This window comes from Pseudomonas paeninsulae (genome assembly GCF_035621475.1).
In the GTDB taxonomy this organism is placed as follows: Bacteria; Pseudomonadota; Gammaproteobacteria; order Pseudomonadales; family Pseudomonadaceae; genus Aquipseudomonas; species Aquipseudomonas paeninsulae.
On record NZ_CP141799.1, the window covers coordinates 1,572,430 to 1,593,551 of the forward strand.

Genomic DNA, 21,122 nt, shown 5'->3' on the forward strand with positions numbered 1-21,122 from the left:
GAGTCTCGGCCGGTTGTGGCACACTCTGCGCTTTGCAACGACTGTGCTATTACTCGGTGATAACGCCCTGTTGGCACTCATATAATTCTGTCTGTGGCCCGCCGGCCAGGGGCTTACGCTGAAATGGCCGCGATGCGCGGCACATAACGAGAGGAATGACCGTGCACAACGTCGTGATCAGTGGTACCGGCCTGTACACACCGGCGAACAGCATTTCCAACGACGAGCTGGTGGAGTCCTTCAATGCTTTCGTCCAGCAGTTCAATGCGGACAACGCAGCGGCGATCGCCAAGGGTGAGGTCGAGGCGCTGGTCGAATCGAGCAGCGCCTTTATCGAGCGGGCCTCGGGGATCAAGAGCCGCTTTGTCGTCGACAAGGACGGCATCCTCGATCCTAAACGCATGACTCCTCGTATCGCCGAGCGTAGCAACGAGCAGTGGGGCATCCTCTGCGAGATGGCTATCGGCGCCGCCCAGGAAGCACTGGCCCGTGCGGGCAAGACCGCAGCGGATATCGACGGGGTGATAGTCGCCTGCTCGCATCTGCAGCGCGCCTATCCGGCAGTGGCCATCGAAGTACAGGCGGCGCTGGGGATTCAGGGTTTCGGCTACGACATGAACGTGGCCTGCTCCTCGGCCACCTTTGGCCTGCAGGCCGCGACCAACGCCGTGCAGCTCGGCCAGGCGCGGGCGATCCTGATGGTCAACCCGGAAATCTGCACCGGTCACCTGAACTTCCGCGACCGCGACAGCCACTTCATCTTCGGCGATGCCTGCACCGCGGTGATCGTCGAACGGGCCGACCTGGCTAGCTCGGCGCACCAGTTCGACATCGTCAGCACCAAGCTGATCACCCAGTTCAGCAACAATATTCGCAACAACTTCGGCTTCCTCAACCGTGCAGCGCAAGAGGGTGTTGGCGCGTCGGACAAGCTGTTCGTCCAGGAAGGCCGCAAGGTGTTCAAGGAAGTCTGCCCAATGGTCGCCGAGCTGATTGCCAGCCATCTGGCGGAAAATCAGTTGAATGTCAGCGACATCAAGCGCTTCTGGCTGCACCAGGCCAACCTCAACATGAACCTGCTGATTGCCCGCAAGCTGCTCGGGCGCGATGCCGAGCCGGGCGAGGCGCCGGTGATCCTCGACAGCTATGCCAACACCAGCTCGGCCGGTTCGGTGATCGCCCTGCACAAGCATCAGGACGATCTGCCGAGCGGTGCACTGGGTGTGCTCAGCTCGTTCGGCGCCGGTTACTCGATTGGCAGCGTGATTCTGCGTAAGCGTTAATGGACTACCCGTCCGATAGCGCGCTGATCGCCCGCCTGCTGGCCGGTGAGCAGAAGGCCTTCCGCGAATTGGTCGCTACCTATCAGGGGGCGATGCGGGCGGTGGCCTTCGCCATCGTTGGCAGTCGCAATGCCGATGAGGTGGTGCAGGATGCCTGGCTCGCGGTGGTGCGCAACCTGGGCGGCTTTCAGGGCCGCTCCAGCCTGAAGACCTGGCTGCTGACCATCACTGCCAATACCGCCAAGACGCGCCTCAAGCACAACCGTCGTGAAGTACTGCTGGACGATCTGCCGGGACCGCACGGATCGATTGGCGAGGAGCGCTTCGCGGACGACGGCCACTGGTTGCTGGCGCCGCACGCCTGGCATCAGGACACCCCGGAAGCGCTGCTCACGGAGGAAGAACTGCGTGAATGCCTGGAAATAACCCTGACCAGCCTGTCGGAGTTGCAGAGCAGCGTGTTGTTGCTGCGCGAGCGCCAAGGTCTGGAATTGGAGGAAATCTGTAATCTTTTGCAGATCTCGCTCTCCAATGTCCGGGTGTTGTTGCATAGGGCACGGTTGAAGGTGTTCGCCACCCTGGAGCATTTCGAGGAGACCGGCCAATGCTGAGTTGTAAGGAGCTGGTGGCGAATTCCAGCGATTTATTGGATAGCCAGTTGAATCTGCGCCAGCGTCTGGCTGTGCAGATGCATCTGGCCATGTGTTTTCGCTGCAGGCGCTTCATCAAACAGATGCGCCTGAGTCAGCGGGTGTTGCGCGGGTTGCCGGAAACGGCCATTCCCGAGTTGGAGGAGTTGGCTGCACGGCTGGCCGAACAGGTCCGCTCGCAGCGCTGATCGGGGCTGAGCGTGCTTATCTCATTGCAGTCTCGGGCTTTGCCAGCCAGCGCGACTGGCGCCAGCGCCTATGCTGACTTGGCCAAATCACCATTTCGGTGCGGGAGCGCGAGATGTCATCAATTACCAGCCACGATGCCTGGTTCGTCGGTCTCAGGGCGCTCAGCCATGACAGTTTTCCCAAGCGCTGTCGCAGTTGCGGGCGGGAATTTGCCAGCGAGGCGGACTACTTCCAGCAGACCCAGGCGATTCGCCCCGATATCACCGGTCTGAAGGCCGTCTACGACGACGAAGAGGGGACGCTGGTCGAAGTCTTCCGTAACTGCGTATGCGGCTCCACCTTGTTGGTCAACTGCATGTCGCGGCGCGATGATTCGGCGGCCGGGCATAGCCGGCGGCGGCTGTTCGACGACTTGCTCGGCTATTTGCAGCTCCACGGAGCCGAGCGGGCGCAGGCGCGGCGCGAGCTGCTGCGGGTGGTAGCCGGTGAGCGCAGCGAAGTGCTGGAGGCCTGGTACGCTCAGATCGCCGCGCGGGGGGCTAAACGCGAGGGCTGAGAGCCTGTGAAACAACACTCGCTACTGTGACCGTCTCCAAACGCCCTACGCGGCGACCAATTACCTCGAGCAATTCGCGATCCGTAGGGGACGTCACTCGCCGCCGGCAGCGCACCGTCGATCAGCGGTACGCTATCCATCCGGCGAGCTGTTCCTTCGCTCCGAACGGATCGGCGCCCGGACCGGCCTACGGCCCGAACGGAACGCTGCTATGCCTTGCCGCGAATGCCTGGAAGCGGCCTCGCGACGGCGCTCGATTTTTCACACCCTCTGAGCAACGTCTCGACCACCGCGGTAGCGGCGGTCGGGCGGTGTTCCGCTTTAGCCGCGATGCTTTGGCGGCCGCTCCCGTCGCAGTCAAGGTCCCCTGCCACAAGAGCAATGCGGTGTTCTTTGCGCCAGAGCGGTGGCGCTCTCCGGCTCGGCTTCGCGGCTAAAGCCCCCTCACACGAGCAGCCTGCTCTGCAGCGACTCGCCCTCGAGACTCAGGGCCACCCATTACTGCTTATAGATATTCGAAGTAAAAAAGTTCCGCTGTCATCAAAACTTTATATATCAGCAGTCGCGCTGACATAACCCGTCGCCAAGATTCCCTGCAGCACAAACGAGCGCGATCGCTCGGGTGTTTTCAACACTAAAAGTCTATTAGAGGAATCTTCGATGATCCGTAAGCACAGCTTCCGTGGAGCAATGGTCGGTTTCGCAGCCAGCACCCTGGCTCTGGCCGTTTCCGCCCAGGCTTTCGCGGGCACCGTCACCACCGACGGCGCCGATATCGTGGTCAAGACCAAGGGTGGTCTGGAAGTGGCGACCACCGACAAGGAATTTTCCTTCAAGATCAATGGCCGTATCCAGGCGGATGCGGACAGCTTCGACGGCTTCTACACCAAGAATGGCAATCGTGCCGATGAAACCTATTTCCGTCGTGCCCGCTTGGAAATTTCCGGTGTAGCCTTCACTGACTGGGGCTATACCTTCAACCGTAACTTCAGCGACAACGCCAGCGACTGGGATGAACTGGCCATTCACTACAATGGCTGGAAACCGGTCCAACTGTCAGTCGGCCGCATCAATCCGACCTTCGGTCTGGAAGAAGCCGTCAGTTCCAAGTGGATCACTGCCATCGAGCGTTCGGCCATTTATGACCTCGCCCCCTGGCTCAACAGCCATGAGAATGGTGAAGGCATCCGTCTGCGCGCCACGCTGGGCGACATGTTCCACGGTGAAGTCGGTGGTTATCGTCAAGACGGCAACCAGGACGAAGATGGCCAGAACAACACCACTTTCGTCGCGCGCGGTGTATTTGCCCCGATCGTTCAGGATAAGCAGGTTCTGCACTTCGGCCTGAACTACGCGACCCGTGAAGTAGAAGCGGGTTTCAGTGACTCGATCAAGTCGCGGTTGTCGGTTCGCGGCACTACCGAAGATAGCGTCAACGGCAACCGTGGCACCTTCGGTGGCGCTACGCTGGATGGCACCGATCAGGCATGGGGGGCGGAAGCGGCCTATATGATGGGTCCGTTCTCCATCCAGGGTGAGTACCTGGCTCGCACCGCCGATGGCGATGCAGTGGCCAATGGCAACGACAACGATCTGGAAGCCAGCGGCTACAACGTACAAGTTGCCTACACCCTGACCGGCGAATCGCGCAGCTACAAGCTCGATGGCGGCAAGTTCGACAAGATCAAGCCAGAGAACAAGCGGATCGGTGCTTGGGAAGTCTTCTACCGCTACGACGACATCACGGTTGATGAGACTGCGGTTGCGCCCTCCAACTCCGTTTTGCTCGGCCTGACTGCCGATACCGCTGAAGCCAGCGCCAAGACCCACACTGTTGGTGTGAACTGGTATGCCAACGAAGCCGTGAAGATATCCGCCAACTACCTGACCACCAGCGTTGACGACATTGTCAACGCCAATGGCGACGATGATGGCGATGCCATCAGCCTGCGCGCCCAGTACGTGTTCTAAGTAAACGCACCAGCAATACAACGCTGCTCCCTGCAAGCCCCGCCTCGTGCGGGGCTTTTTTTCGTCAGGACAACAGGCCAGACTGCGGCCATGCCTATATCAACCTTGTCTGCGTTGAACGAGTTGGATGCCTCGAGCTGGGATGCCTTGCGCATCGATCAGCAGCCTTTTCTGTGCCACGCCTTTCTCTCGGCATTGGAAGACAGCGGCAGCGTCGGCGGCCGTAGCGGCTGGCAGGCGGCGCATCGGCTGTTGCTGGACGGCCAGGGGCGGGTGCTGGCGGCCATGCCGGGCTATATAAAAAGTCATTCCTATGGCGAGTACGTGTTCGATCATGGCTGGGCCGATGCCTGCCACCGAGCGGGCATCGACTATTACCCCAAGTTACTGGGGGCCATTCCCTTTTCTCCGGTGGGCGGGCAGCGCCTGCTCGGCGATCCGCTCGCCGCCGGGCAATTGCTCGATGAGCTGAGCGCCAGCCTGGCGCAGCAGGGCTTGTCGAGCCTGCATATCAACTTCACCAGCCCGGCCGACGATGCGCTGCTGCAGGGGCGTGACGGGTGGTTGCAGCGCCTTGGCTGCCAATATCATTGGCACAACCGCGGCTACCGGGATTTCCAGGATTTTCTCGATGCCCTCAGCTCGCGCAAGCGCAAGCAGATGCGCAAGGAGCGTGAGCAGGTGGCGGGGCAGGGCATCGAGTTCGACTGGCGCGAAGGCCATCAGCTCAGCGAGGCCGAGTGGGATTTCGTCTACCTGTGTTACGCCAATACCTACCGGGTGCGCGGCCAGTTGCCCTATCTGACCCGGACGTTCTTCAGCTTGCTGGCCGAGCGGATGCCGCAGATGATCCGCGTGGTGTTGGCACGCCAAGGTGGCCGGCCGGTGGCGATGGCGTTCAGTTTGATCGGTGGCGATAGTTTGTATGGTCGCTACTGGGGCTGTCTGGCGGAGTTCGATCGGCTGCACTTCGAGACCTGTTTCTACCAGGGCATGGAGTATGCGATTGCTCAGGGGGTGCAGCGTTTCGATGCCGGTGCCCAGGGCGAGCACAAGCTGATCCGCGGCTTCGAGCCGGTGATCACCCACTCCTGGCACTACCTCTGCCATCCGGGCTTGCGCACGGCGGTGGCGAATTTTCTCCAGGACGAGCGCCAGGGTGTGCAGGGCTATGCCGAAGAGGCGCGCGGCTTGTTGCCGTATCGGCAGGCATAAGGTTTTTCGCGGGCATGGGGCTGAGCGTCCCCCGCTCCTAAGGTATGGAGGCACGCGCTGCTATTGTAGGAGCGGGCCATGCCCGCGAATTTCTCAAGGAGAACGCTTATGGACGAGCGCTACAGCTACAAAACACCGGGGCACGCGGCCTTGCGTAGAGGCCGGGTTTCCCTGAGCAATACGGCCTATCTAATCACCGCAACCAGCGAAAACCGCGAACCGGTGTTCACCCACTTTCCAGCCGCCAGTTCGGTCGCGCGCCGTTTCGAAGACGCCACCTTGCTCAGGGAAAGCCGCATGCTGGCCTGGGTGTTGATGCCGGATCATGCGCACTGGCTGCTTCAGCTTGGAGAGACCGACAGCCTCGGCGATGTGATTGGTCGGCTCAAATCCGCCAGTTCCCGCCACACCAATCGGACCCTGAATCGAACGGGACCGCTTTGGTCGAAAGCCTTTCATGATCATGCCCTGCGCAAAGAGGAAGACTTGCAAGCCGTCGCCCGTTACATCGTGGCCAATCCGCTGCGTGCGGGACTGGTCAAGCGAATCGGGGATTATCCGTTCTGGAATGCCATCTGGCTTTGATCCGGATCGGCGATGGTTGGTGTATTCAACATCGTTTCGCGGCCATGGGCCACTCCTACGGGGCCAGTGGAGTGTCCGCCAAGGGTGCGATCACTCTACCCCGACAAAACCACCAGTCTGGTGCTGCCAGAGGCGGGCGTAGAGGCCGCCGCGTTCGATCAACTGGCGGTGGCTGCCTGTTTCGACGATGCGGCCCTGGTCGATGACCACCAGGCGGTCCATGCGCGCGATGGTCGACAGGCGGTGGGCGATGGCGATCACTGTCTTGCCCTGCATCAGGGTATCCAGGCTGTCCTGGATCACCGCCTCAACCTCCGAGTCGAGCGCCGAGGTGGCTTCGTCGAGCATCAGGATCGGCGCGTCTTTGAGCAGTACCCGGGCGATGGCGATGCGCTGGCGCTGGCCACCGGAGAGCTTGACCCCGCGTTCGCCGACCCAGGCATCGAAGCCGTGGCCGCCCTGGCCGTCGTCGAGCTGCGGGATGAAGCTGTCGGCGCGGGCCTTGCGCACGGCTTCGAGCAGTTCGGCTTCGCTGGCCTCGGGTTTGCCGTACAGCAGGTTGTCGCGAATCGAGCGGTGCAGCAGCGAGGTGTCCTGGGTTACCACGCCGATCTGTGCGCGCAGGCTTTCCTGGGCCACCTCGGCGATGTTCTGGCCGTCGATCAGGATGCGCCCGCTCTCCAGGTCGTAGAGGCGCAGCAGCAGGCTGACCAGGGTCGATTTACCCGCGCCGGAAGGACCGACCAAGCCGATCTTCTCGCCGGGTGCGACCTCAAGGTTCAGGCCGCCGATGACCCCGTGGCTTTTGCCGTAGTGGAAGTGAATGTTGTCGAAGTGCACCGCGCCCCTGCTGACCCGCAGTGGCCTGGCGTCCGCCCGGTCGCACACCTGGCGCGGCTGGACGATGGTGCGCATGCCGTCCTGCACGGTGCCGACGTTCTCGAAGATGCCGTTGACCACCCACATGATCCATTCGGCCATGTTGTTGATGCGGATCACCAGGCCGATGGCCAGGGCGATGGCACCGCTGCTGATCATCGCCTGGCTCCACAGCCACAGCGCCAGGGCGGCGGTGCCGACGATCAGTAGGCCGTTGAGGCCGGTGATGAGGAGGTCCAGGGTGGTGATGATGCGCGATTGCAGGCGGAATTTTTCGAGCAGTTCCTGCATGGCCTCGCGGGCGTAGCGCTCTTCAACCTGGGTGTGGGCGAAGAGCTTGAGGGTGGCGATGTTGCTATAGCCGTCGACCACCCGGCCCATGACTTTCGAGCGCGCCGCCGAAGCGGCGGCGGCGCGTTCCTTGATGCGTGGCACGAAGTACCAGAGCGCCGCGCAGTAGCCGACGATCCACAGCAGCAGCGGCAGGACCAGGCGCAGGTCGGCGGCGGCGAACAGGTACAGCGCGCTGCCGGCGTAGACCAGCACGTGCCAGAGCGCGTCGACCACCTGCATGGCCGAGTCGCGCAGGGCCGGGCCGGTCTGCATGATGCGCTGGGCGATGCGTCCGGCGAAATCGTTCTGGAAGAAGCTCAGGCTCTGCTTGAGCACGTAGCGGTGGTTCTGCCAGCGGATCAGGTTGGTCAGGCCGGGGTTGATGGACTGGTGCGTCAGCAGGTTGTGCAGGCCGAACACCAGCGGGCGGATGATCAGCGCTACCAGGAGCATCCACAGCAGCTCGCCCTGGTACTGGCTGAAAAATTCGCGGCTCGGCGTGGCCTGGGTCATGTCGATCAGCCGGCCGAGGAAACTGAACAGCGCCACTTCGATCAAGGCCGCGAAGAAACCGACCACCAGCACGGCGATCATCAGCGGCCAGACCTGGCGCAGGTAATGGGCGTAGAACGGCAGGATGCCCGCTGGCGGCTCGACGTCCGGCGTGGCTTTGAATGCGTCGATCAGGGCTTCGAAGCGGCGGAACAGCATGTCAGGCATCCGCCTAAGTCAGGGAGAAGAACCTGATTCTATCCCTTAACCCGCAGGCGCTCGACCGCCAGGCAATGCCGCAGGGTGAAGGCCGTACCTGGGCGCGCAGGCGTCTGCTGTCGATTATCGACAAGGGTTGTGGTCCGGGCGGTCAGGGTTGCGCGGCTGAGCCCTGTCGGCCGTTACGGCACTCTTGCGCCTGATACCGGTCCATAAGGATGAGGGGCGGCTTCACCCGCCTTGCCCGAGTTCGGATAGCCACTAGTGATTGAGGTCATGCATGCGTATTTTATTTCTGTTACCCGCAGTTTTCGCCCTGGCGTTGGTAGGGTGCGACAAAGAACCGGAACAGCCTAGTGTTCCACCGGCGCCACCGGTACAGGAGCAGCAGGCTCCCGCACCGGCGGAGCCCATGCCAGCTGAGCCTGCCCCGGCCGAGGATAAGTACGGGCAGTAAGCGGTAATCCTGCCGGGTGTGCGCTGTCGGTCTCCCGGCTTGAAACCGCGGCGCTAGCGCCATAGCCCCCAAGGCGCGGGGTGCGTGCGGGCCAAGCAGACCGCTGCGGGGTGAGACGTTGGCGAGACTCTGTGTGTTGCAGGGCCTCGGCGGCGGTCATGCGGTGACGGCGGCGCAGAGGACGGGCGTCGTGCGCCGCCCACTGCTTATAGGCGCTTGGCTTCGATGATCAGCACCGGTTCGCGCGGTACGTTCTGCTGGCCGCCGCGATTGCCGGTCGCTACCTGGGCGATCTTGTCGACTACTTCCATGCCGCGCAGCACCTTACCGAATACCGCGTAACCGAAGTCGCGCGAGCTGTGGTCGAGGAAGGCGTTGTCCTTGTGGTTGATAAAGAACTGGCTGGTGGCCGAGTCGCGTACCTGGGTACGCGCCATGGCCAGGGTGCCGCGCACGTTGTGCAGGCCATTGTCGGCTTCGTTCTTGATCGATGCTTGCGGCTGCTTCTGCTGCAGGTCGGCATCGAAGCCGCCGCCTTGCACCATGAACCCCGGAATCACCCGGTGAAACTGGGTGCCAGCGTAGTAGCCGCTGTCCACGTAGCCGAGGAAGTTTTCCACGCTGATCGGGGCTTTTTCCGCGTTCAGCTCGATTTCGATGTCACCGAGACTGGTGGTCAGCAGCACTTTCGGGTTCTCCGCAGCCAGCAGGCTGCTGGCAAACAGTACGGAGCAGGCGGCGAGGGCGAGTGTTTTCAGCATGCTTGTTGATCCTTGTTGAGGGCAGTGGCGGCAGTTTGTTCGACTTCCTCGAGGAAGGCCAGCAGGCTGCTGTTGAAGCGCTGCGGTTGATCCAGCGGTGTGGCGTGACGCGAATCTTCGATCACCAGCAAGCGTGCGTTGGGCATTTCCTTGACGTAGGCCTCTTTCTGCGCGATTGGGGTGTAGTCGCGGTCGGCGCTGATCACCAGGGTAGGGCAGGTTATGCGCGCCAGGCGTTCGCGCACCCCCCAGCCGATGATCGCGTCGAGGCTGGCGAGGTAGGCGCGCTTGTCGTTCTGCGGCCAGCGCTCCTCGATCTTGCGCCGCAGTTCGGCTTGTTCGGGCTTGGGGAACAGCAGCTTACCCAGTGCCTTGGCAATCGTATTGAGGCTGAGCAGGCGCGACAGGCTCCAGCGTTTGGCGATTTCCAGGTAGTCGCGCGGACTTTTCGCCTTCACTTCGGGACCGCTGTTGACGATGGTCAGGCTTTTTAGCAGTTCGGGACGGTCGACGCCCAACTGGAAGCCGATCATGCCGCCCATGGAGATGCCAACAAAATGCACCCTGTCGAGCCCCAAGTGCTCGATCAGTGCGCTCACATCTTCGGCAAAACCGGCGATGCTGTAGCGTTCGCGCGGCTTGTCCGAGCGACCGTGACCGCGTACGTCGAGGGCGATCACCCGGTAGTGCGCAGCCAGTTCGGGGATCTGATATTCCCAGTCGCGGGTGCTTGAGCCCAGGCCGTGCACCAGCAGCACCGGCGCGCCCTTGCCGTAGTCCTCGTAGTGCAACTGGCAACCATCGTTATCGTAGTAGGACATGAGTGACTCCTTTCAGCTGGCTGATTGGGGGGCGGCGAAGGGGGTATTGAGTGGTGCCGCGTCGAAGTTCTTGATCAGATCAACGAGAATCTGGCTGGCTGGGCCCAGGGTCTTGTCCTTGTGGCTATAGAGGGTAAAGCGTGGGTGGCTGGTGCCGCCCTGTGCCAGCACCAGGGGCTTGAGTATTCCATCACTCAACTCCCGGTCGATCAGGTGGCGCGGCAGCCAGGCGAAACCGAGGCCGCTGCTGACGAAGTTGGCGGCGGTTGAAAGGCTGCTGACCGTCCAGCGTTGCTCGGCACCCAGCCAGCCGACGTCGCGCGGTTTGCTGGGGCCCGAGTCGCGTATGACCACCTGCAACTGGTTCTGCAAATCCTCGAAGGTCAGCTTGCGTTGCATCTTGTGCAGCTGATGGTCGGGGTGGGCAACCGCCACGAATTCCACTTCGCTGAGTTCATGGCCCAGATAACCGACCATGGACAGGCTGCTGATGGCCAAGTCCGCGGTGCCTTCCAGCAGCACTTCTTCTACCCCCGACAGCACTTCCTCGCGCAGGCGCACGCGGCAACCGCGGCTCTGCGGGATGAAGGCGGCCAGTGCCCTGATCAGCCGTGCGGTCGGGTAGGCGGCGTCAACCACCAGGCGTACCTCGGCTTCCCAGCCCTGATCCATGTTGTAGGCCAGGTCTTCCAGCTGGCTGGCCTGCTTGACCAGTTGCCGCGAACGGCGCAGCAGCACGTCGCCGGCCTCGGTGAGTACGGCCTTGCGCCCGTCGATGCGCAGCAACGGCACGCCGAGTTGTTCCTGCATCCGCGCAATGGTGTAGCTGACTGAGGATTGCGAGCGATGCAGCACCTCGGCGGCTTGGGCAAAGCCGCCCTGATCGACTACGGCCTGCAAAGTACGCCATTGATCGAGGGTCACGCGGGGCGCTTTCATTATTCTCTCCTATTCACGCGAGCCGTTGGGTGCACGCTGAGGCGAACTCGCTCTAAACTGGCAGTCCTTTGTTGGAGACTGCCACATGAAGATTTTTTGCTGTGCCCTGATCGCCTGGTTGCCGCTGGTTGCTTGCGCTTATCCGATCGAGGTGGAAAAACAGCTCAACGGTACCGAAGTGTCGGTCACGACCCAGGAAATTGATCACAACATGGGCGCCGTGCTGCTCTACAACTACGGTCAGACGGAAGCCGAGTGCACTGGAGTGTTCCGCAACGGCCCCGAGGCGCCGCGCGCCCGTAAAGTATTGTTGGCGCCGGGGCAGAGCAGCAACCTGACCATGAAATTCGCCCGCAGCATCATCAAGCTGCGCGTGCAGTTGACCTGCGGCCTGAAATGACCGCCGACATCATGGCCATTGCCGAGCTTAGTGCGAGGTGGTTTGTAAATCAATTTTATCGATAGGTAAAAGCGATTAATTGCGCTTTTTAATCGGCTGTCGTGTCTCTACTCTTTGCTCCATCGACGTTAATCAACCCCTCGATGGAGCAAAAATATGTCCAATGTTCTGGTAATCGAAAGCAGCGCCCGCCAACAAGGCTCGGTTTCTCGTCAGCTCACCGAGCAATTCATTGCCCAGTGGCAAGTCGCTCACCCAGCCGATCAAATCCAGGTGCGCGACCTGGCGGTCGAGCAAGTACCGCACCTGGACGCCAATCTGCTGGGGGGCTGGATGACCCCGGCCGACCAGCAGAGCGTCGCGGAGCAACGTGCATTGGCCCTGTCCAACACACTCACCGATGAAGTGCTGGCTGCCGATGTGCTGGTGCTAGCCGCGCCCATGTACAACTTCGCCATCCCCAGCACCCTGAAGGCCTGGCTGGATCATGTGCTGCGTGCCGGCGTCACCTTCAAGTACACCGAAACCGGCCCGCAGGGCCTGCTCACTGGCAAGCGTGCCTTCGTCCTGACCGCCCGTGGTGGTATCTATGCCGGTGGCAACATGGATCATCAGGAACCCTACCTGCGTCAGGCATTGGCCTTCATCGGCATCCACGACGTCAGCTTCATCCATGCCGAAGGCCTCAACCTGGGCGGCGAGTTCATGGAGAAAGGTCTGGCCGAGGCCAAGGCGCAATTAGCGCAAGTGGCTTAACAGGCCGTTGAAAAGGCTAAGACCCGGTTATGGGTTGAAACGTGCAGATCAGCCAGGTGATGCCTGGGGCGCGATAATGCGTAGGGCGGGCCGCGCAGGTTAGTGGTGCAGAGCAAGGTCTGAAAATCAACTGTGGAGTTGGTGCGCCGCGTAACTCACCAAGCGATGATCGGTGTGCTCCATCGGCTGGGTTACGGCGCAACTGACGGCGTGCCAGCCAATAGCCAGTGCGCATGCGCCTAACCCACCCTGCAAAAGCTGCGCGCAACACGAAATTGAGACAGAGTCGTTGAAAAAGCTACTGCGTTCGCGACGTTTTCAACGGCCTGCTAGTGTTCAAGTAACAGGCGACTCCCTTGGCGTCCCTTTGCTCCTGGGGCGCATATGCCCGGTCGATCGCTTTGGCGATTGGCCGGGTTTTTTTGTGCGGGTTGTGCGGCGATTGTTCGAAACCTCGCGACAGGCTAAGGTCGCCGGCCTGCTGCGAGGTGGCCATGCGTTATCTAGTAATCGTGACCCTGTTATGGGCCTTTTCTTTCAGTCTGATCGGCGAGTACCTGGCCGGTCAGGTGGACAGTTATTTTGCCGTGCTGACGCGGGTACTGATCGCCGGTCTGGTGTTTCTGCCCCTGACCCGCTGGCACGGCGTGGCGCCAGCGTTCATGCGTGGCATGTTGCTGATCGGCGCGTTGCAGTTCGGCGTCACCTATGTCTGCCTGTACCTGAGTTTCAGCGTGCTGACGGTGCCGGAAGTGCTGCTGTTCACCATTCTTACGCCGTTACACGTGACTCTGATCGAGGATGCGTTCAATCGGCGTTTCAATCCCTGGGCCTTGCTCGCCGCGCTGGTCGCGGTGGCGGGCGCGGCGATCATTCGCTACGACCAGCTCGGCACTGACTTCTATGTCGGCTTCTTCCTGCTGCAAATCGCCAACGCCACCTTTGCCGCGGGGCAGGTGTTCTACAAGCATCTGCTCGCCCGGCATCCTTCGGGCATTCCGCAGTACCGGCGCTTCGGTTATTTCTACCTAGGCGCGCTGGCCGTCGCCTTGCCGGCCTTTTTGCTGTTCGGTAACGCCGCCCGCTTGCCCACCAGCGCCATCCAGTGGTGGGTCTTGGCCTGGCTCGGTATGGTGGCGTCCGGGCTTGGTCTTTACTGGTGGAACAAGGGCGCGAGCCTGGTCGATGGCGGTACCCTGGCGGTGATGAACAACGCGTTGGTGCCGGCCGGTCTGTTGGTCAATCTATTGCTGTGGAACCGTGATGCCGATCTGTGGCGGTTGAGCCTGGGTGGGGCGGTGATTGCGAGTTCCCTGCTGTTGACCCGGGTCGGCAGCCGGCAGCTACTGGTGGCGAAGGAGATGCGATGACGCTGTCCGGGCGTGGCGTGGCGCTATCGATTGGCGCTTCGATGCTGTTTGCCCTGATTCCCGGCTATGTGCAGCAACTGGCGCCGCTGGACGGCGTGCAGGTGTTCGCCCAACGGGTGCTCTGGTCGATTCCAGCGGTGTTGCTGCTGGTCGCCGTGGCCCGGCAATGGACGGTGCTGGCTGTGGCCGTCGACCGTTTGCGCCGTGAGCCGTTATTGCTGGCGGCCTTGCCGCTCTCGGCAGCATTGATTGGCGTGCAGTGGGCCTTGTTTGTCTGGGCACCGCTGGCCGGGCGTATGCTGGATGTGTCACTGGGCTACTTCTTGCTGCCCTTGGCGATGGTGCTGGCCGGGCGGGTGTTCTACGGCGAGCGCTTGCGCCCGTTGCAGCAGTTGGCGGTGTGCTGTGCCTTGCTCGGTGTGTTGCATGAGCTGTGGCGCCTGCAGGCGTTTTCCTGGGTCACCCTGGTCACCGCGCTGGGTTATCCACCGTATTTCATGTTGCGCCGCTGGATGCGCCTGGATGCCCTGTCCGGGTTTATTCTGGAAATGCTGGTGCTGGCGCCTTTGGCAGTGTGGTTGATCGTCGCCTGGGGGCCGGTGGCGGTGTTCACCCAGGCGCCGCAGTTGTGGTGGCTGTTGCCGGGTCTGGGCTTGCTCGGCGCCCTGGCCTTTGCCGCGATGATGGCGTCCAGTCGGTTGTTGCCGCTGGGGCTGTTTGGCATTCTCAGTTATGTCGAACCGGTGCTGTTGTTTCTGGTGGCACTGTTGTTTCTTGGCGAAAACTTCAATGCCGAGCAGTGGCTGACCTATCTGCCGATCTGGCTGGCGGTGCTGCTGGTCGGCTGGGACAGTGCGCGGCTGCTGATCAAGCAACGGCGTATCTGACAGGAGGTAACATGCAGATCCATGCTGACCTGGCCGAGCGTGTAGTGCTCGATATCCAGGCTATCGACTGGCAGGCCTCACCATTGCCTGGCGTCGAACGGCGTCCGCTGGAACGGTTTGCCGCGGAAAGCGGGCGCGCCACCTCGATTGTGCGTTACGCGCCGGGTTCGCAGTTCCGCAGTCATCAGCATCCGGGCGGCGAGGAGATTCTGGTGCTTGAAGGTGTCTTTGCCGATGAACATGGCGCCTATCCAGCCGGCTACTGGCTGAAGAATCCGCCCGGCAGCAGCCATGCGCCGTCCAGTCCAGACGGCTGCCTGTTGTTCGTCAAGCTGTGTTATCAGGAGCCGCAGGATCAGCAAGCACTGCGTATCGATACGCACAAGGCGCAATGGCAGCCAGGCCTGGTGCCGGGGTTGAGGGTCTTGCCACTGGCCAGCTTCGCCACGGTGCACACGGCATTGGTGCGCTGGGCGCCAGGCACCGAGTTCCATGCCCACCGGCATCTGGGTGGGGAAGAAATCTTGGTGCTGGAGGGGGTATTTCAGGATGAGTTCGGCGACTATCCCGCCGGCACCTGGCTGCGTAACCCGCACGGCTCAACGCACACACCGTTTTCCCGTGACGGTTGTCTGATTTATGTAAAAGTCGGCCATCTTGTAGAAGCAAGTGCAACGGATCAGTCCAGTACGTTTCTCAGCACTTCGTAGACAATCCCGCTGGCAATCGCCACCAGCACCACGTCGGTGCCGGCCTGCTTCCATTGGTAGCCTTCATAGTGCGGCAGTTGGCTGGCCACGCGGCTGTTGAAATTCTTGGCGATGCCGGGTGGCAGTGGTTTGCCGCGTGCCAGGTTCTTGGCGATGCCTGGCGGCAGTGAGCGGGTCGGGCCGATCAGTTGCCGGTTGTCGCCCAGCACGATGCGCACGCGGCCAATATCAATGGTGGGGCCATTGACGTGGACGCTAACGTCGCTGTCATGGCCAGTACCATGCTTGCTATCGGTTTTCGGCGCGGCGATGGCGCTTTGCGTGGCCAGAGCGATGGTCAGGGCGCTACAGATCAGCAGGCTGCGAGACGGGTTGGGCATGCAATTCTCCGGGGCTTTGGGGCGGTTGTACGGCCTGATTTGAGCGCTTTAATGGCGGTTTTTTCAAGTGTCGAAATGCCTGCTCTGTGCGGATCGGCACAAAGAAATTCGGCCGCAGCGCGGGAAACCGTTACGCTATACAGCTGATTTCCGTTTTTCGTCGAGGTTACCTCCGTGTTTTCCCAATTCGCCCTGCATGAACGTCTGCTGAAAGCCGTGGCTGCGCTGAACTTTACCGAGCCCACCCCGGTGCAGCTGGCGGCTATTCCGCTGGCGCTGCAAGGGCGGGATTTGCGGGTGACGGCGCAGACCGGCAGCGGCAAGACGGCGGCCTTCGTCCTGCCGATGCTGAATCGCCTGTTAGGCGATGGTGCTTCCTCGCCGCGCATGAGTGTGCGCGCGATGATTATGCTGCCCACCCGTGAACTGGCCCAGCAAACGCTCAAGGAAGTCGAGCGCTTTGCCCAGTTCACCTTTCTCAAGGCTGGTTTGATTACCGGCGGTGAGGATTTCAAGATGCAGGCCGCGATGCTGCGCCGGGTCGACATCCTGATTGGCACGCCGGGTCGCCTGATCGAACACGCCAACGCCGGCAACCTGCTACTCGATGAAGTGGAAGTGCTGGTCCTCGACGAAGCCGACCGCATGCTCGATATGGGCTTTGCCGAAGACGTGCAGCGTCTGGGCGAACTGTGCAATGCCGCGCGCCAGACCCTGCTGTTCTCCGCGACCAGCGGCGGTGCAAGCTTGCGTGAGATCGTCGCCAAGGTGCTCAAAGAACCCGAGCACCTGCAGCTCAACCGCGTCAGCCAGCTCAATGAAGGCACGCGCCAGCAGATCATCACCGCCGACCACAACCACCATAAGGAACGTATGGTCGAGTGGTTGCTGAAGAACGAGACCTACGACAAGGCGATCATTTTCACCAATACCCGGGTTCAGGCTGACCGCCTGTATGGCAAGTTGGTTGCCCACGACTTCAAAACCTTCGTGTTGCACGGCGAGAAGGATCAGAAAGACCGCAAGCTGGCCATCGACCGTCTCAAGCAAGGCGCCGTGAAAATCCTGGTCGCCACCGATGTGGCCGCGCGCGGTCTGGATGTCGACGGTCTGGATCTGGTGATCAACTTCGACATGCCGCGTTCGGGTGACGAATACGTGCACCGCATTGGCCGTACCGGCCGTGCGGGTGCCGAAGGCCTGGCGATTTCACTGATCTGCCACAACGACTGGTCGCTAATGTCGAGCATCGAACGCTACCTCAAGCAGCGTTTCGAGCGGCGCAATATCAAGGATATGAAAGGCATCTACCAGGGGCCGAAGAACCTCAAGGCGTCTGGCAAGGCGGTCGGTCCGAAGAAGAAAAAGGTCGACCCCAAGACCGGCAAGAAGCTTGCTGCGAAGAAGCCGGCCGCCAAGGCGCCAAGCAAGCGCAATACCATCAACAAGCCCAAGGTCGCAGCGGCGGAGTTGGTCAGCCAGGATGGTTTGGCGCCGCTTAAGCGTCGTACGCCTGCGGCTGAGTAAATCCGTAGCCCGGATGCAATCCGGGAGAGTGTTGAGTGCTTCGAACATTTTCCCCGGATTGCATCCGGGCTACGGTCTGCGGTGGGTTGAAACGGATCGCCACCCGACCCACGCTGTTAGCCCAATTTACTTGGCTATGTCCCCATTGCGTGTTGCCTGCGCGATCTCTTGTAGGAGGCGCGACCCCGCGGCGAATGCAGCCCGCAGGGCTGCCTGCTGATCGTTTCGCGGATATAGCGAAAGCTCGCCCCGAGCCTACGGACCGCAGGCAATTCGCGCCTGGTGATACAACACCTAACGGGTACAGAGCCATTTACTTCGGCACAATCAGGATCTTGCCGTCGCGTCCACCACTGGCCGCTGCGGCCACCGCTTCCTTGATCTGACTGACGTCATAGGTGGCGGCCACGCGGGTCTGCAACTTGCCGCTGGCAATCAATTGGGTCAGCTCACCGAACACCTTCATCTGCTCGGCCGGGGTGGCTTTCTGGAACCATTTGGCCAGCCAGAAGCCGCGCAGGCTCACGTCGCGGAACACGATGGACGCCGGTGAGACCTGACAAGGCTGGCGGCTCATCATGCCGTAGTTGACCAGTACGCCGCCCTCGCTGAGGCTCGCGGCCAGATGGTCTGTAGACTCGCCGCCCACCGCATCGATGCCCAGGCGCACGGCTTCGCCGCCGATGGCCGCGCGCACGCGCTTGGCCAGATCGGCACCATCCACCAGCACCACGTCACCGCCTTCGGCCGGCACGCCAGCCACTGCCGATTCACGGCGCACCACGTTGATGGTCTTGAAGCCACGCAGCTTGGCCAGCTGGATCAGGTAGCTGCCGACGCCCGAGTTGGCGGCGTTCTGGATCACCCAGTCGCCCGGCTTGAGGTCGACGAACTCGCTGAGCAGCAGGGAGGCAGTCGGCGGGTTGACGGTCAGCATCGCCAGTTGCACCGGGTCGCCTTCCGGCAGCGGGATCAACTTGTTCGCCGGTGCATTGAGGTGGCTGACCCAGGTGCCGCAGCCGACCGGCAGTAGTACCAGTTGGCCGACCTTCAGGTTGCTCACCTCGGGCCCCAGCTCCTCGATGCGGCCGACCCCTTCGTTGCCGCCAATCGCCGGCAGCGGCGGCAGCATGCCGTATTCGCCGGTCAGGGTGAGCACGTCGGAAGGATTGATCGGTGCGGCCTCCACCTTGATCCGTACCTGGCCCACGGCAGGTGCTGGTAGTTGCAGATCGACGGCCTCGATCACGTCTTGCGGCACGGGGCCACGGCTTTGGTATTCGGCTTTGAGCATGAAGGTTCTCCGGTTGGTCGCGGCGCATCAAGAGGACAGAGTCTAGACCCGAGTGGGTAGGGCGGCACGAATGCCGTTAAATCGATGGTGGTGATTGCCCTCGGCTTCTGCACCAGCGTCCGTGAACCTTGGCTTGCTCTTGTGGGTCGGATCTACAGGGCGTCGTGTGCCCGGCATTGATCGAGCAATACGCTGACTGGAGAGGATGAGATGACTGGCAACGGGGATCTGATCGAGCGCTTGCCGCATGAAGTCCATGACAGTGCGGACAGACCTTTCGCCGCCGCCGAAGAATTGTAGCGGGCGAGCAGGCAGACAATCTCGACGAACCGGCCAGCCTCATGCAATCCATTACCTTGGCCGCTGCATGGGTTGCGGCCACCTGAGGGCCGCACCTGGCTACCCGTTCACAATTTTGCCCGGTTATGCTGTACGTCTGCGGAACGAAGGAGATTGGCATGCAGTGGATGTGGGGAATGGTGCTGCTCTGGTTCAGTTTCGCAATCGCGGCCGAACCGCTGCGCCTGGGTATTGGAACGCACAAGCCGCCTTATGTGTTTCAAGGCGAAGCACGTGGGCTGGAATACGAGATAGTTGTGGCTGCGGCAAAACATGCAGGCTTCACGGTTCAAGTCACCTATGCGCCCATGGAGCGCCTGCATCTGCGCCTGCGTCGTGGCGAAATCGACGCCATTGCCACCACTAACGAGCGGAGCGGCATTGATGCCTTCTATTCCGAGCCGCATATCTATTACCAGAATGTTGCCCTGGCATTGCGCGCGCGCAACTACAAAATCGAGCGGATTGCCGATCTGGAAAATTACTCGGTCAGCGCCTTTCAACGTGCACGATTTTTGCTCGGTAGCGAATTTCAGCGGATGGCGCAGAACAACCCGCGTTATCGCGAAGAGGCGCAGCAGATCGCGCGTAACCGCCTGCTCTACAGCGGGCGGATCGAGGTGGTGGTGGCGGATATGCGGATCCTGCGCTACCTCAATCGTGAAGTGCTCGATCAGGTCGATGTCAGCCAGCCACTGAGCGAATATCGGATATTCGCAGCCACCCCCTATCAGGTCGGCTTCCGCCGTGAGGCTCAGCGCGACCGCTTCAATCGCGGGCTGGCGGCCATTCACGCGAATGGCGAGTACCGCGCAATCGAGCGGCGTTACGCGATGTATTGAGCTCGACAGCTAAAGTAATGCGCGCTGGGCTGCAAGCCGGCTGCGCGGTTGCATGACTCGGCCATCCGGCTCCGCCACTATCCGACGCTAAGGAGAGAAGTATGTTGCGCACCCGCATGCTGGTGATTCTGGGTTTGGCCGCCGTCCAGATGTCAGCGCTGGCTGCCGCGCCGGTCCGTGAATTTCCCAGCGAACAGGGCACCCTGCAGGTCAGCCAGCTGGTCGCGGGGCTGGAGCATCCCTGGAGCATGGCCTTTCTGCCTGAGCGACAAGGCCTGCTGGTCACCGAACGGCCTGGGCGTTTGCGCCTGGTTGACCTGCAGGGTGGGCTGTCCGAGCCGATCGGAGGGGTGCCAGCGGTCTATGCCAGAGGCCAGGGCGGCTTGCTCGATGTGGCGTTGTCGCCCGAGTTTGCCCAGGATCGTCTGGTTTATCTGTCCTATGCCGAGGCCGGCGACGGTGAGTACAGCGGTACCGCGGTCGGGCGCGCCAGGTTGTCGCTGGATAAGCGCAAGCTGGAAGGTTTCGAGGTGATCTTCCGGCAGCTGCCGAAGCTGTCCAGCGGCGCGCATTTTGGCTCGCGGTTGGTGTTCGACCGCGACGGTTATTTGTTTGTCGCCCTGGGCGAAAACAACCAGCGCTCGACCGCGCAGAACCTCGACAAGTTGCAAGGCAAGGTGGTGCGCCTGCACCCGGACGGCAAAGTACCGGCCGACAACCCCTTTGTCGGCCAGCCAGGCGTTCGAGCGGAAATCTGGTCTTACGGCCATCGCAACCAGCAAGGGGCCGCACTCAATCCCCAGACCGGGCAGTTATGGACCCACGAGCATGGCCCGCGCGGCGGTGATGAGATCAACATCCCGCAAGCCGGCAAGAACTACGGCTGGCCGCTCGCCACCCATGGGGTCAACTATTCGTTCCTGGCGATTCCGGAAGCCCAGGGCAAGGCGGTCGCCGGAACCGAACCGCCGCACTATGTCTGGGAAAAGTCGCCGGCAATCAGCGGCATGGCGTTTTATGACAGCGAGCGCTTTGCCGCCTGGCGGGGCAACCTGTTCATCGGTGCGTTGGCCGGGCAGGCGTTGATTCGCCTGGAGTTGCGCGGCGATCAGGTGGTGCACGAGGAGCGTCTGCTGGAGCAGCTCGATGCGCGCATCCGCGATGTGCGCCAGGGGCCGGATGGCTATCTCTATGTGCTGACCGACGCCCGCAGCGGAGAGTTGCTGCGCCTGGCCCTGCAGCCACAGGAGTAAGCGCCGGGCTGACG

The 21,122-nt window shown here is 61.7% G+C and carries 21 protein-coding genes; 15 read left to right on the forward strand and 6 right to left on the reverse strand.

The features are described from left to right. Nucleotides 1-161 precede the first annotated feature (161 nt). The 7 genes from VCJ09_RS07165 to VCJ09_RS07195 all read left to right on the forward strand — a co-directional run bounded on the left by VCJ09_RS07165 (nt 162) and on the right by VCJ09_RS07195 (nt 6,449). Complete coding sequence (locus VCJ09_RS07165) at nt 162-1,283, forward strand: beta-ketoacyl-ACP synthase III (RefSeq protein WP_324733732.1); 1,122 nt, start codon at nt 162-164, stop codon at nt 1,281-1,283. Continuing rightward, on the forward strand, nt 1,283-1,894 hold the full coding sequence (locus VCJ09_RS07170) for an RNA polymerase sigma factor (protein ID WP_079201239.1): 612 nt from the start codon (nt 1,283-1,285) through the stop codon (nt 1,892-1,894). The genes VCJ09_RS07165 and VCJ09_RS07170 overlap by 1 nt, the downstream gene beginning before the upstream one ends. Beyond that, nucleotides 1,888-2,121: an anti-sigma factor family protein gene (locus VCJ09_RS07175; protein WP_079201240.1), complete on the forward strand. Its 234-nt coding sequence runs from the start codon at nt 1,888-1,890 to the stop codon at nt 2,119-2,121. The genes VCJ09_RS07170 and VCJ09_RS07175 overlap by 7 nt, the downstream gene beginning before the upstream one ends. Nucleotides 2,122-2,234: 113 nt before the next feature. Then, entirely contained in the window at nt 2,235-2,678 is a 444-nt protein-coding gene (locus VCJ09_RS07180) for a hypothetical protein (protein WP_324733733.1), read from the forward strand. A gap of 660 nt (nt 2,679-3,338) precedes the next feature. Further along, nucleotides 3,339-4,649, forward strand: a complete 1,311-nt coding sequence (locus VCJ09_RS07185; RefSeq protein WP_324733734.1) for an OprO/OprP family phosphate-selective porin — start codon at nt 3,339-3,341, stop codon at nt 4,647-4,649. 90 nt (nt 4,650-4,739) lie between these two features. After that, entirely contained in the window at nt 4,740-5,864 is a 1,125-nt protein-coding gene (locus tag VCJ09_RS07190) for a GNAT family N-acetyltransferase (protein WP_324733735.1), read from the forward strand. 108 nt (nt 5,865-5,972) lie between these two features. Continuing rightward, a complete protein-coding gene (locus tag VCJ09_RS07195; RefSeq protein WP_324733736.1) occupies nt 5,973-6,449 on the forward strand; it encodes an REP-associated tyrosine transposase in 477 nt (158 codons plus the stop codon). Between the two features lie 90 nt (nt 6,450-6,539). Here VCJ09_RS07195 and VCJ09_RS07200 read toward each other — a convergent pair whose 3' ends face one another. The 4 genes from VCJ09_RS07200 to VCJ09_RS07215 form a co-directional block, all read right to left on the reverse strand. After that, nucleotides 6,540-8,372, reverse strand: coding sequence for an ABC transporter ATP-binding protein (locus tag VCJ09_RS07200; RefSeq protein WP_324733737.1), 1,833 nt, complete (start codon nt 8,370-8,372; stop codon nt 6,540-6,542). Nucleotides 8,373-9,035: 663 nt separating this feature from the next. Continuing rightward, nucleotides 9,036-9,590 (reverse strand): peptidylprolyl isomerase, encoded by a 555-nt coding sequence (locus VCJ09_RS07205; protein ID WP_324733738.1) that lies wholly within the window; start codon nt 9,588-9,590, stop codon nt 9,036-9,038. Continuing rightward, on the reverse strand, nt 9,584-10,411 hold the full coding sequence (locus VCJ09_RS07210) for an alpha/beta fold hydrolase (RefSeq protein WP_324733739.1): 828 nt from the start codon (nt 10,409-10,411) through the stop codon (nt 9,584-9,586). Before VCJ09_RS07210 ends, VCJ09_RS07205 begins: the two co-directional genes overlap by 7 nt. A gap of 12 nt (nt 10,412-10,423) precedes the next feature. After that, nucleotides 10,424-11,350 (reverse strand): LysR family transcriptional regulator, encoded by a 927-nt coding sequence (locus tag VCJ09_RS07215; RefSeq protein WP_324733740.1) that lies wholly within the window; start codon nt 11,348-11,350, stop codon nt 10,424-10,426. Between the two features lie 85 nt (nt 11,351-11,435). Between VCJ09_RS07215 and VCJ09_RS07220 the strand changes: the two genes are divergently transcribed. The 5 genes from VCJ09_RS07220 (at nt 11,436) to VCJ09_RS07240 (ending at nt 15,473) form a co-directional block, all read left to right on the forward strand. After that, the gene (locus VCJ09_RS07220) at nt 11,436-11,750 is read left to right on the forward strand and encodes a 3-phosphoglycerate kinase (protein ID WP_324733741.1); all 315 of its coding nucleotides are present in this window, start codon (nt 11,436-11,438) and stop codon (nt 11,748-11,750) included. A 156-nt stretch (nt 11,751-11,906) separates the two neighbouring features. Beyond that, nucleotides 11,907-12,506 carry an FMN-dependent NADH-azoreductase gene (locus tag VCJ09_RS07225; protein ID WP_324733742.1) on the forward strand — a complete coding sequence of 200 codons (600 nt, stop codon included), beginning with the start codon at nt 11,907-11,909 and terminating at the stop codon, nt 12,504-12,506. 494 nt (nt 12,507-13,000) lie between these two features. Beyond that, on the forward strand, nt 13,001-13,876 hold the full coding sequence (locus tag VCJ09_RS07230; protein ID WP_324733743.1) for a carboxylate/amino acid/amine transporter: 876 nt from the start codon (nt 13,001-13,003) through the stop codon (nt 13,874-13,876). Further along, nucleotides 13,873-14,763, forward strand: coding sequence for an EamA family transporter RarD (gene rarD, locus VCJ09_RS07235; RefSeq protein WP_324733744.1), 891 nt, complete (start codon nt 13,873-13,875; stop codon nt 14,761-14,763). Before VCJ09_RS07230 ends, rarD begins: the two co-directional genes overlap by 4 nt. Before the next feature lie 11 nt (nt 14,764-14,774). After that, nucleotides 14,775-15,473: a cupin domain-containing protein gene (locus VCJ09_RS07240; RefSeq protein ID WP_324733745.1), complete on the forward strand. Its 699-nt coding sequence runs from the start codon at nt 14,775-14,777 to the stop codon at nt 15,471-15,473. Here VCJ09_RS07240 and VCJ09_RS07245 read toward each other — a convergent pair. Beyond that, nucleotides 15,443-15,853, reverse strand: a complete 411-nt coding sequence (locus VCJ09_RS07245; RefSeq protein WP_324733746.1) for an anti-virulence regulator CigR family protein — start codon at nt 15,851-15,853, stop codon at nt 15,443-15,445. The genes VCJ09_RS07240 and VCJ09_RS07245 overlap by 31 nt on opposite strands. Nucleotides 15,854-16,027: 174 nt before the next feature. Here VCJ09_RS07245 and VCJ09_RS07250 point away from each other — a divergent pair, with 174 nt between their 5' ends. Then, nucleotides 16,028-17,380, forward strand: coding sequence for a DEAD/DEAH box helicase (locus VCJ09_RS07250; RefSeq protein ID WP_324733747.1), 1,353 nt, complete (start codon nt 16,028-16,030; stop codon nt 17,378-17,380). Between the two features lie 313 nt (nt 17,381-17,693). On the opposite strand, the gene VCJ09_RS07255 is transcribed toward VCJ09_RS07250, so the two are convergent. Next, a complete protein-coding gene (locus VCJ09_RS07255; protein WP_324733748.1) occupies nt 17,694-18,674 on the reverse strand; it encodes a zinc-dependent alcohol dehydrogenase family protein in 981 nt (326 codons plus the stop codon). A gap of 458 nt (nt 18,675-19,132) precedes the next feature. Here VCJ09_RS07255 and VCJ09_RS07260 point away from each other — a divergent pair, with 458 nt between their 5' ends. Together VCJ09_RS07260 and VCJ09_RS07265 are read left to right on the forward strand one after the other, a co-directional pair. After that, nucleotides 19,133-19,855 carry a substrate-binding periplasmic protein gene (locus VCJ09_RS07260; RefSeq protein ID WP_324733749.1) on the forward strand — a complete coding sequence of 241 codons (723 nt, stop codon included), beginning with the start codon at nt 19,133-19,135 and terminating at the stop codon, nt 19,853-19,855. A gap of 101 nt (nt 19,856-19,956) precedes the next feature. Continuing rightward, nucleotides 19,957-21,108, forward strand: a complete 1,152-nt coding sequence (locus tag VCJ09_RS07265) for a PQQ-dependent sugar dehydrogenase (RefSeq protein WP_407693018.1) — start codon at nt 19,957-19,959, stop codon at nt 21,106-21,108. Nucleotides 21,109-21,122 lie beyond the last annotated feature (14 nt).

What these genes read in the sequence shown, in the direction of transcription:
- VCJ09_RS07170 (WP_079201239.1), top strand. Translation starts at nt 1,283, where the DNA reads ATGGACTACCCGTCCGATAGCGCGCTGATCGCCCGCCTGCTGGCCGGT.
- VCJ09_RS07175 (WP_079201240.1), top strand. Translation starts at nt 1,888, where the DNA reads ATGCTGAGTTGTAAGGAGCTGGTGGCGAATTCCAGCGATTTATTGGAT.
- VCJ09_RS07180 (WP_324733733.1), top strand. Translation starts at nt 2,235, where the DNA reads ATGTCATCAATTACCAGCCACGATGCCTGGTTCGTCGGTCTCAGGGCG.
- VCJ09_RS07185 (WP_324733734.1), top strand. Translation starts at nt 3,339, where the DNA reads ATGATCCGTAAGCACAGCTTCCGTGGAGCAATGGTCGGTTTCGCAGCC.
- VCJ09_RS07190 (WP_324733735.1), top strand. Translation starts at nt 4,740, where the DNA reads ATGCCTATATCAACCTTGTCTGCGTTGAACGAGTTGGATGCCTCGAGC.
- VCJ09_RS07195 (WP_324733736.1), top strand. Translation starts at nt 5,973, where the DNA reads ATGGACGAGCGCTACAGCTACAAAACACCGGGGCACGCGGCCTTGCGT.
- VCJ09_RS07200 (WP_324733737.1), bottom strand. Translation starts at nt 8,372, where the DNA reads ATGCTGTTCCGCCGCTTCGAAGCCCTGATCGACGCATTCAAAGCCACG.
- VCJ09_RS07205 (WP_324733738.1), bottom strand. Translation starts at nt 9,590, where the DNA reads ATGCTGAAAACACTCGCCCTCGCCGCCTGCTCCGTACTGTTTGCCAGC.
- VCJ09_RS07210 (WP_324733739.1), bottom strand. Translation starts at nt 10,411, where the DNA reads ATGTCCTACTACGATAACGATGGTTGCCAGTTGCACTACGAGGACTAC.
- VCJ09_RS07215 (WP_324733740.1), bottom strand. Translation starts at nt 11,350, where the DNA reads ATGAAAGCGCCCCGCGTGACCCTCGATCAATGGCGTACTTTGCAGGCC.
- VCJ09_RS07220 (WP_324733741.1), top strand. Translation starts at nt 11,436, where the DNA reads ATGAAGATTTTTTGCTGTGCCCTGATCGCCTGGTTGCCGCTGGTTGCT.
- VCJ09_RS07225 (WP_324733742.1), top strand. Translation starts at nt 11,907, where the DNA reads ATGTCCAATGTTCTGGTAATCGAAAGCAGCGCCCGCCAACAAGGCTCG.
- VCJ09_RS07230 (WP_324733743.1), top strand. Translation starts at nt 13,001, where the DNA reads ATGCGTTATCTAGTAATCGTGACCCTGTTATGGGCCTTTTCTTTCAGT.
- rarD (WP_324733744.1), top strand. Translation starts at nt 13,873, where the DNA reads ATGACGCTGTCCGGGCGTGGCGTGGCGCTATCGATTGGCGCTTCGATG.
- VCJ09_RS07240 (WP_324733745.1), top strand. Translation starts at nt 14,775, where the DNA reads ATGCAGATCCATGCTGACCTGGCCGAGCGTGTAGTGCTCGATATCCAG.
- VCJ09_RS07245 (WP_324733746.1), bottom strand. Translation starts at nt 15,853, where the DNA reads ATGCCCAACCCGTCTCGCAGCCTGCTGATCTGTAGCGCCCTGACCATC.
- VCJ09_RS07255 (WP_324733748.1), bottom strand. Translation starts at nt 18,674, where the DNA reads ATGCTCAAAGCCGAATACCAAAGCCGTGGCCCCGTGCCGCAAGACGTG.
- VCJ09_RS07260 (WP_324733749.1), top strand. Translation starts at nt 19,133, where the DNA reads ATGCAGTGGATGTGGGGAATGGTGCTGCTCTGGTTCAGTTTCGCAATC.
- VCJ09_RS07265 (WP_407693018.1), top strand. Translation starts at nt 19,957, where the DNA reads ATGTTGCGCACCCGCATGCTGGTGATTCTGGGTTTGGCCGCCGTCCAG.